General features: G+C 72.8%; 8 protein-coding genes. 5 read left to right on the top strand and 3 right to left on the bottom strand.

Annotated features, from left to right (window positions below; all coding sequences use genetic code 11):
• Nucleotides 1–92: 92 nt before the first annotated feature.
• On the bottom strand, nucleotides 93–1,340 hold the full coding sequence (locus AN216_RS24450) for an ABC transporter ATP-binding protein (protein ID WP_070198889.1): 1,248 nt from the start codon (nucleotides 1,338–1,340) through the stop codon (nucleotides 93–95).
• 72 nt (nucleotides 1,341–1,412) lie between these two features.
• On the opposite strand from AN216_RS24450, the gene AN216_RS24445 reads away from it, so the two are divergent.
• From AN216_RS24445 to AN216_RS24425, 5 genes are all read left to right on the top strand, one after another.
• Entirely contained in the window at nucleotides 1,413–2,102 is a 690-nt protein-coding gene (locus AN216_RS24445; RefSeq protein ID WP_070198888.1) for an ABC transporter permease, read from the top strand.
• A 4-nt stretch (nucleotides 2,103–2,106) separates the two neighbouring features.
• On the top strand, nucleotides 2,107–2,883 hold the full coding sequence (locus AN216_RS24440) for an ABC transporter permease (protein ID WP_070198887.1): 777 nt from the start codon (nucleotides 2,107–2,109) through the stop codon (nucleotides 2,881–2,883).
• 243 nt (nucleotides 2,884–3,126) lie between these two features.
• On the top strand, nucleotides 3,127–4,068 hold the full coding sequence (locus AN216_RS24435) for an ABC transporter substrate-binding protein (protein ID WP_070198897.1): 942 nt from the start codon (nucleotides 3,127–3,129) through the stop codon (nucleotides 4,066–4,068).
• Nucleotides 4,069–4,138: 70 nt separating this feature from the next.
• The gene (locus tag AN216_RS24430; RefSeq protein ID WP_212732752.1) at nucleotides 4,139–5,155 is read left to right on the top strand and encodes a hypothetical protein; all 1,017 of its coding nucleotides are present in this window, start codon (nucleotides 4,139–4,141) and stop codon (nucleotides 5,153–5,155) included.
• 72 nt (nucleotides 5,156–5,227) lie between these two features.
• Nucleotides 5,228–6,370, top strand: coding sequence for a threonine aldolase family protein (locus tag AN216_RS24425; protein WP_244502637.1), 1,143 nt, complete (start codon nucleotides 5,228–5,230; stop codon nucleotides 6,368–6,370).
• Between the two features lie 34 nt (nucleotides 6,371–6,404).
• Here the strand turns inward: AN216_RS24425 and AN216_RS24420 are convergent, their stop codons facing one another.
• Nucleotides 6,405–6,605: a hypothetical protein gene (locus tag AN216_RS24420; protein ID WP_070198885.1), complete on the bottom strand. Its 201-nt coding sequence runs from the start codon at nucleotides 6,603–6,605 to the stop codon at nucleotides 6,405–6,407.
• On the bottom strand, nucleotides 6,602–7,184 hold a 583-nt coding region (locus AN216_RS24415; protein WP_170843215.1), incomplete at its 5' end, for a Na+/H+ antiporter subunit E. The genes AN216_RS24415 and AN216_RS24420, both read right to left, overlap by 4 nt.

Genomic DNA, 7,184 nt, shown 5'->3' with positions numbered 1-7,184 from the left:
CGGGCAGCCCCGGTTCCGGCCCGGGCAGCCCGAGCCCCGGCGGTACGGCCGCACGGGCACCGCTGCCGCGCGTACGGGCGTACGGCCCTCCGCTATTCGGCGGCCTTCTCCGCACCGCCGTCCGCGGATCCCGCCAACAGCATCTCGGCACGCTCCGCCTCCGCCACGTGCTGCTCGCTGTCGATCGAGCGGCGCAGCGCCTCGTGCAGCCCGGAGGGGGTGAGCACGCCCTCGAAGCGGTCGCCGTCCAGCACGGCGATCCAGCCGGCGTCGTACTGCAGCATCGTGCTGAAGGCCTGCTTGAGCGAGTGCCCCAGCGGGAGCCACGCCTCCATCCGCCGCGCGTGCGCGCGTACGCTGTCCTCGCCGTCCTGACCTGGACGGCCCTGACGCGGGCCCGCGCCACCGGCGCCCTCGGCCGCCCCGGCCTCCGTCGGGCCCGCGTCCGAGGAGACCCAGCCGTGCAGTTCCCCGGAGCCGTCCAGCACGACGGCCCAGCGCGCGTCCTGGTCACGCATCCGCCGCGTCGCCTCCGCCATTCGGTCGTCGAGCCGGACGATGGGCGGCTGCTCCAGGTCGCGGCGCTCGATCGGGGTCACCGACAGCCGCTTCAGGCCCCGGTCCGCCCCGACGAAATCGGCCACGTAGTCCGTACGGGGCGCGCCCAGCACCTTGCTCGGAGCGTCGAACTGCTCCAGCCGCCCGGCTCCGTAGACCGCCATCCGGTCGCCCATCCGCACGGCCTCCTCGATGTCGTGCGTCACGAACAACACCGTCTTGCGGACCGTCTCCTGTAGCTTCCGGAACTCGGTCTGCAGATGCTCGCGCACCAGCGGGTCCACGGCGCCGAAGGGCTCGTCCATCAGCAGTACGGGCGGATCGGCCGCGAGGGCGCGGGCGACCCCGACCCGCTGCCGCTGACCGCCGGAGAGCTGGTCCGGGTAGCGGCGGCCGTGCGCGTCCGGGTCGAGACCCACCAGCTCCAGCAACTCGGCCGCGCGGGCCCGGCTGCGCGTACGCCGGTGGCCGAGCAGTCGCGGAACCGTCTCGGTGTTCTCCAGGACGGTCTTGTGTGGGAAGAGGCCGACCTGCTGAATGACGTAGCCGATGCGGCGCCGCAGGTCGACCGGATCGATCGTGGCGATGTCCGCGCCGTCCAGCAGGACCTGACCGGAGGTCGGCTCGATCAGCCGGTTCACCATCTTCATCGTCGTCGTCTTGCCACAGCCGGACGGCCCCACCAGGGTGACGAGTTCGCCCTCCGCGATCTGGAAGGTCAGATCCTCGACCGCCACGGTGCCGTCCGCGTAGCGCTTACTCACCTGCTCGAAGCGAATCACACTTCATAGTGACAGCTGTTCGTATATGGTCGCTCGGGAATCGATCACTGATCGCGATGGATGTGAAGTGCCGTGGCCTCGCGCAGCTGTCTCGCGGCGAACGACTGGATCTGTGCCGAGTACGTCCGCAGCAGGAGCGGGGAGCTGGCCGACGCCACCCTGCAGCACCTGGGCATCGCCGTCTCCTCGGTGCTTCTCGGGCTGCTGCTGGCCTTCCCGTTGGCGCTGCTGGCGTACCGCTGGAAGGCCGCCTCGGGTCCGGTGCTCGGGCTGACCACGGTGCTCTACACGGTGCCCTCGCTGGCGATGTTCGCGCTGCTGCTGCCCGTCTTCGGCCTCTCGGCGGCGGTGGTGGTGGCCGGCCTGGTGCTGTACTCGCTGACGGTGCTGGTCCGTAACATCCTGGCCGGTCTCGAGTCCGTGCCACGGGACGTACGGGAGGTCGCGCAGGGCATGGGCTACGGGCAGCGGCAGCTGCTGTTCGGTGTGGAGTTGCCGTTGATGCTGCCGGCGCTGATGGCCGGCGTACGGATCGCGATGGTCTCGGCGATCTCCCTCACCACGGTCGGCGCGATCGTCGGACACGGAGGTCTCGGGAACCTCATCTACAGCGGTATGGACAGCCTGTTCAAGGCACAGGTGCTCACCGCCTCGGCCATCTGCGTGGCCCTCGCGGTGTCGGCTGACCTGTTGTTGCTCGTCGTGCAGCGTGCGCTGACGCCGTGGGCCCGGCACCGGGCCCGCGCGGGGAAGGCTGGTTGAGCGAGTGGGAACCTTCACGGCCGCGTGGGACTGGCTGACCAGCGGCGCGAACTGGACTGGCGCCGGCGGCGCCGGGCAACGCCTCGGCGAACACCTCGTCCTGACGGTGCTGAGCATGGGGTGCGCCGTCCTGCTGGCGCTGCCGCTCGCCCTGTGGCTGGGCCACGTCGGCCGGGGCGGCACGCTCGCGATCAACGTGTCCAACGTGGGTCGTGCCGTGCCGACCTTCGCCGTGCTGGTGCTCCTGGCGCTGAGCCCGTTGGGCCCGTACGGCGAGCTGACCACGGTCATCGCCCTGGTGCTCTTCGCCATCCCGCCCCTGTTGACCAACGCCTACGTCGGGCTGCGGGAGGCGGACCGGGATGTCGTCGAGGCCGCGCGCGGCATGGGCATGTCCGGCTGGCAGGTGCTGCGCAGGGTGGAACTGCCCCTGGCCTTCCCGCTGATCATGACCGGCGTACGCTCCGCCACCGTGCAGGTCGTGGCGACCGCGACGCTGGCCGCGCTCGCCGGTGGCGGCGGCCTGGGCCGGATCATCACCGCAGGCTTCAACACGTACGACACCGCGCAGGTGGCCGCCGGGGCCGCCCTGGTCGCCGCGCTGGCCCTGGTGGTGGAGGGCGTGCTGGTGCTGTTGAGCAAACTGACCGACCCGATGCGGGGGCGTACGCGCCCCGGGCGTGGGGGCGGTGCCTCCACAGCGGGCCCGTCCGACGGGGCGGGCGCCGGCACGGACGGGGAGGCGGCCGACCGGCCGAGGAAGACCGCGGACGCGGTATGACGGACGTCCTCGCCGCACCACCGTCCCGCGCGCTCCTCCCGCCCTCGCCACGCCCGCCGGGCTGGCGCGCGCCCAAGCCCCGACCGCAGTCCCGACTCGACCGCTCTGCCTACAACCGTCCCGCCCCGACCGATGTCCCACGCCGAACCTCTGGAAGGTGACGCCGTGCAGCTCGTAAGAAGCGCAACCCGCTGGACCGCCGCGAATCGCGGAGCCGGACGCCCGTCCCGGACCCGTCGCGGGATCGGTGCCGCACTGCCGGCAGCGGTCTCGCTGGTGCTGGCGGCCGGTCTCACCGGCTGCGGCGACAGCCTGGAGGAGAGCGGCGGCGGCGACTCGAAGGGGAAGCTGACGGTGGGATCGGCGGGCTTCACCGAGTCCAAGATCCTCGCCAACATGTACTCCGAGATGCTGTCCGACGCCGGATACGACACCAGCATCAAGACCGTCAGCAACCGCGAACTCTACGAACCGGCCCTGGAGAAGGGCGAGATCGACGTCGTCCCGGAGTACGCCGCCACTCTGGCGGAGTTCCTGAACGCCAAGGAGAACGGCGCGAAGGCCGCGGCCAGCGAGCCGGTCGCGTCCAGCGACGTGGACGACACCGTGGCCGCATTGCGCGAGCTGGCCGAGCCCCGCGGGCTCAAGGTGCTCGAGGTGGGCGAGGCGGTGGACCAGAACGCCTTCGCGGTCACCAAGGACTACGCCGCCGAGCACGACCTCAAGACGCTCTCCGACCTCGGCGAGAAGGATCTGGAGGTGCGGCTCGCGGCCGGCGACGAGTGCGCGGAGCGACCGTACTGCCAGCCCGGTCTGGAGGAGACGTACGGCATCGAGATCAGCGCCGTCGATCCCAAGGGCGTCGGCACTGTGCAGTCCAAGCAGGCGGTCAAGGACGGCACCGACCAGATGGTGCTGACCACCACCACGGACGCCACCCTCGACCAGTTCGACCTGGTGCTGCTCGACGACGACAAGGACCTGCAGAACGCCGACAACGTGCTGCCGGTGGTGAACGCGAAGGACGCCGGCGGCAAGAAGGTCAGTTCCGCCCTCAACAAGCTGACCGCGACCCTCACCACCAAGCAACTCACCGAGCTGAATCGCAAGGTGGACGCGAAGCGGCAGAAGCCGGCGGACGTCGCCGAGGACTACCTGGTGAGCCAGCGGTTGATCGACGGGTGAGCCGGCCGAAGCCGGTCGAGTGCTGACGCCCGGTGTCGCCGGGCACCGTGCACAGGGTAAATTCCAAACCATGCCACGTGGACGTCATCGCCATTCCCAGCCGTTGCACCGGCTCCTGCCTCCGGTGGCCGTCACTGTCGCCGGGCTGGCCTGTGCCGGCGGCAGCTGGTTCGTCGGGGGCGTGGGCACGACGGACACGGAGATCCTGGTGCTGCGCGGTCTCACCGCGGCCGCCGCGGTGGCCGGTGCGGCCGGCGCGGTGCTGGCCCGCCGGTGGGACCGCGCGGCCGGGCGTCAGGTGGCGGAGCTGAAGGCCCGCCAGAGCCGTACGGAGTGGCGCGCCGAGGAGCAGCAGGCCGACCTGGAGGGCGACCTGGAGGAGTCCCGCCGGCTGCGCCAGGGGCTGGAGAAGAAGCTGCGGGACAAGCGGATCGAACTGGCCCGGCTGCGTACGGAGCACGCCGCCCTGCTGCGTCGGTACGCCAACGCCGAGACCGGCCGGGCCAGCGCCCTCGAGGGTCGCCGGCAGCTGGAGATAGAGGCCGGCGAACCGGCCCGCCGGCAGCTCACCTCGGGGGTGACGGACCACCGGCTGGCCTCCGGGGCGCCGAGCCCGCTGACGTACCGACAGGCGTACGAGGCTCTGGGCCAGCTCAAGCGGAACGCCGAGCGGCAGCGGGAGCGGGACTCGGCGGTACCCGCGCCGGACGCGCTGGCCTCGGCCGTCCCGGACGGATCGGCGCCCGTGCCGCCGGACTCCGGGACGCGGTCCGGTCCGGGACGGGACGACGGCTTCGACTTCTTCGGCGCCCGGCACGCCGGCGCCACGGGCGACGCGGCACCCGGCGACGAGTCCGCCCGGTCCGCCGAGGATGCTGCCGGCGCCGAGGGCGCCCAGACCGTGGTCGGCGATCCACCGGCCGAGGCCACCGGCCCGGTCCGCCGGGTGCCGGCCGGCGCGGCGGGCAAGGTGATCGACCTGTCCGAGTCGGAGTCGGCCGCCGCCGGCCACGGCGACGCCCCCGGCAGTCGCGCCCCCAGTGACGCCGGTGACACCACCGGGCCCGGCGCGCTGCGCAGCGCGTGAGCGCCCCCTCGCTGGCATGCGGGCCGCCGGGTCGCCGGCAGCGCGCACGAACGTACGGTGGAAGCGGCCAGGGTGACCGTGGCTGAGGAGCACGAGGCAGTGGTGCGCCGGCGGCTGGCCGCCTGGACCGGGGCCACCCGCAAGCTCTCCAGGGGCCCCGTCGCCGGCACCCTCGCCGAGCGGCTGGACCAGTTGGCCCGGGAGGGCGCGGAAGCGTACGACCTGAGCGACTGGACTGACACGTACGGCAACCGGGTCGTCGCCGAGCTGGAGCGTCGCACCGCCGAGACACTGGGCACCGAGGCCGCGGCCTTCTTCCCGACCGGCACCATGGCCCAGCAGGTGGCGCTGCGCTGCTGGGCTGGCCGTACCGCCAACCGTACGGTCGCGATGCACCCGCTGGCCCACCCCGAGCAGTGGGAACGGGACGCGCTCAGCCAGCTCACCGGCCTGCGCGTGGTGCATCCGACGCAGGCGCCGCGGATGCCTTACGACTCCGAGGTCCGCGCGCTGCGCGAGCCGTTCGGCACGCTGGCGCTGGAACTTCCGCTGCGGGAGGCCGGCTTCCTGCTGCCCGACTGGGACGAACTCACCGCCACCGTGGCGGTGGCCCGCGAGCGGGACGCGGTGGTGCACTTCGACGGCGCCCGGCTGTGGGAGTGCGCCCCGCACTTCGGGCGCGGTCTGCCGGAGATCGCCGAGCTGGCGGACAGCGTGTACGTCTCCTTCTACAAGTCCCTGGGCGGGCTGTCCGGTGCCGCGCTGGCCGGCAGCGCGGAGTTCATCGAGGAGACGACGACCTGGCGTCACCGGTACGGCGGCCAGCTCTTCCAGCAGTGGCCGGCCGCGTTGTCCGCCCTCGCCGGCCTGGACCGGGAACTACCCCGGCTGCCGGAGTACGTCGCGCGGGCCAAGGAGGTGGCCGAGGCCCTGCGGGCGGGGTGCACGGCCGCCGGTGTGAGTTGGGTGCGGATTCAGCCCGAGGTGCCGCACACCCACCAGTTCCTGGTGTGGCTGCCGTACGACGCGGAGGCGCTGACCGAGGCCGCCGTACGGACGGCGGAGGAGACCGGAGTCGCGCTCTTCCGGATCTGGGACCACGCGGGTCTGCCCGGCATCGCCCACACCGAGGTGCTGGTGGAGGAGCCGGGCCTGGCCTGGAGCACGGCCGAGATCACGGCGGCGGTGGTGGACTTCCTGTCCCGGGTGCGCTGACCCCGGCGGTCGCGGCTGCCTCTCGTACGCGCGCTCAGCCGCACGGAGCCTCGCGGCGGGCCGGCGCGCGGTGGTCCGTACCGGCGAACCTGCCGGGACCGGCGGATCTGCCGGGACCGGCGGACCGGTCGTTGGGCCGCTCCCGCCCCCGGAGCGGACGCAGCGCGGCGCCGAGCCGACGCAGCAGCGCGGCGACGCAGAGCAGCGCCAGCGCGATCATCACGACGATGTTCATCGGCGGTCAGTCCCTCCGGTGTCGGTACCGTCTCCCGTGTCGCCGCCGTCCCCGGCCTCGCTGTCCGTACGAGCGCCCGCGTCCGTACGAGCGTCCGTACGAGCGCCCCCTCTCGTACGGCCGCCCGCGGGGCCGTCGCCCGGTACCCGCCGGCCCGTCGCGACGTACTCCGTCCCGCCGAAGGCGCGCAGGATGCTGTCCTCGGAGGCCAGGATCTGCCTCCGGTGCTGTTCCAGCTCGGCCTTGTCCCGGACGGGCAGCGAGTGGACGTAGAGCGTGCTGTGCTCGCGGTCGATCTCCAGCACCATGGACCCCGGTGAGAGCCCGGTGAGCTGCACCGCGCCGCGCACCAGTCGGTCGGCGTCGTGCCGCAGTGGCACGGCGACGACCGCGGAGTGGGTGTACGAGCCGTACCGCAGCGCGGCCCAGGACACCGAGGCGCTCGCCCGTAGCAGTTGGATGACCGTACGGACGACGAGCGCCAGGGCCCAGCCGACCCGGAGCGTCACCAGCCGGGCCGAGGGCACCGGGCACACCAGGGTGGTCACGGCCGCCACCAGCACCCCGCTGACCAGCACC

Origin of the sequence: Streptomyces oceani, assembly GCF_001751245.1 — a bacterium.
GTDB classification, from domain to species: Bacteria; Actinomycetota; Actinomycetes; order Streptomycetales; family Streptomycetaceae; genus Streptomyces; species Streptomyces oceani.
This window is presented reverse-complemented; position numbering and strand designations above follow the sequence as displayed.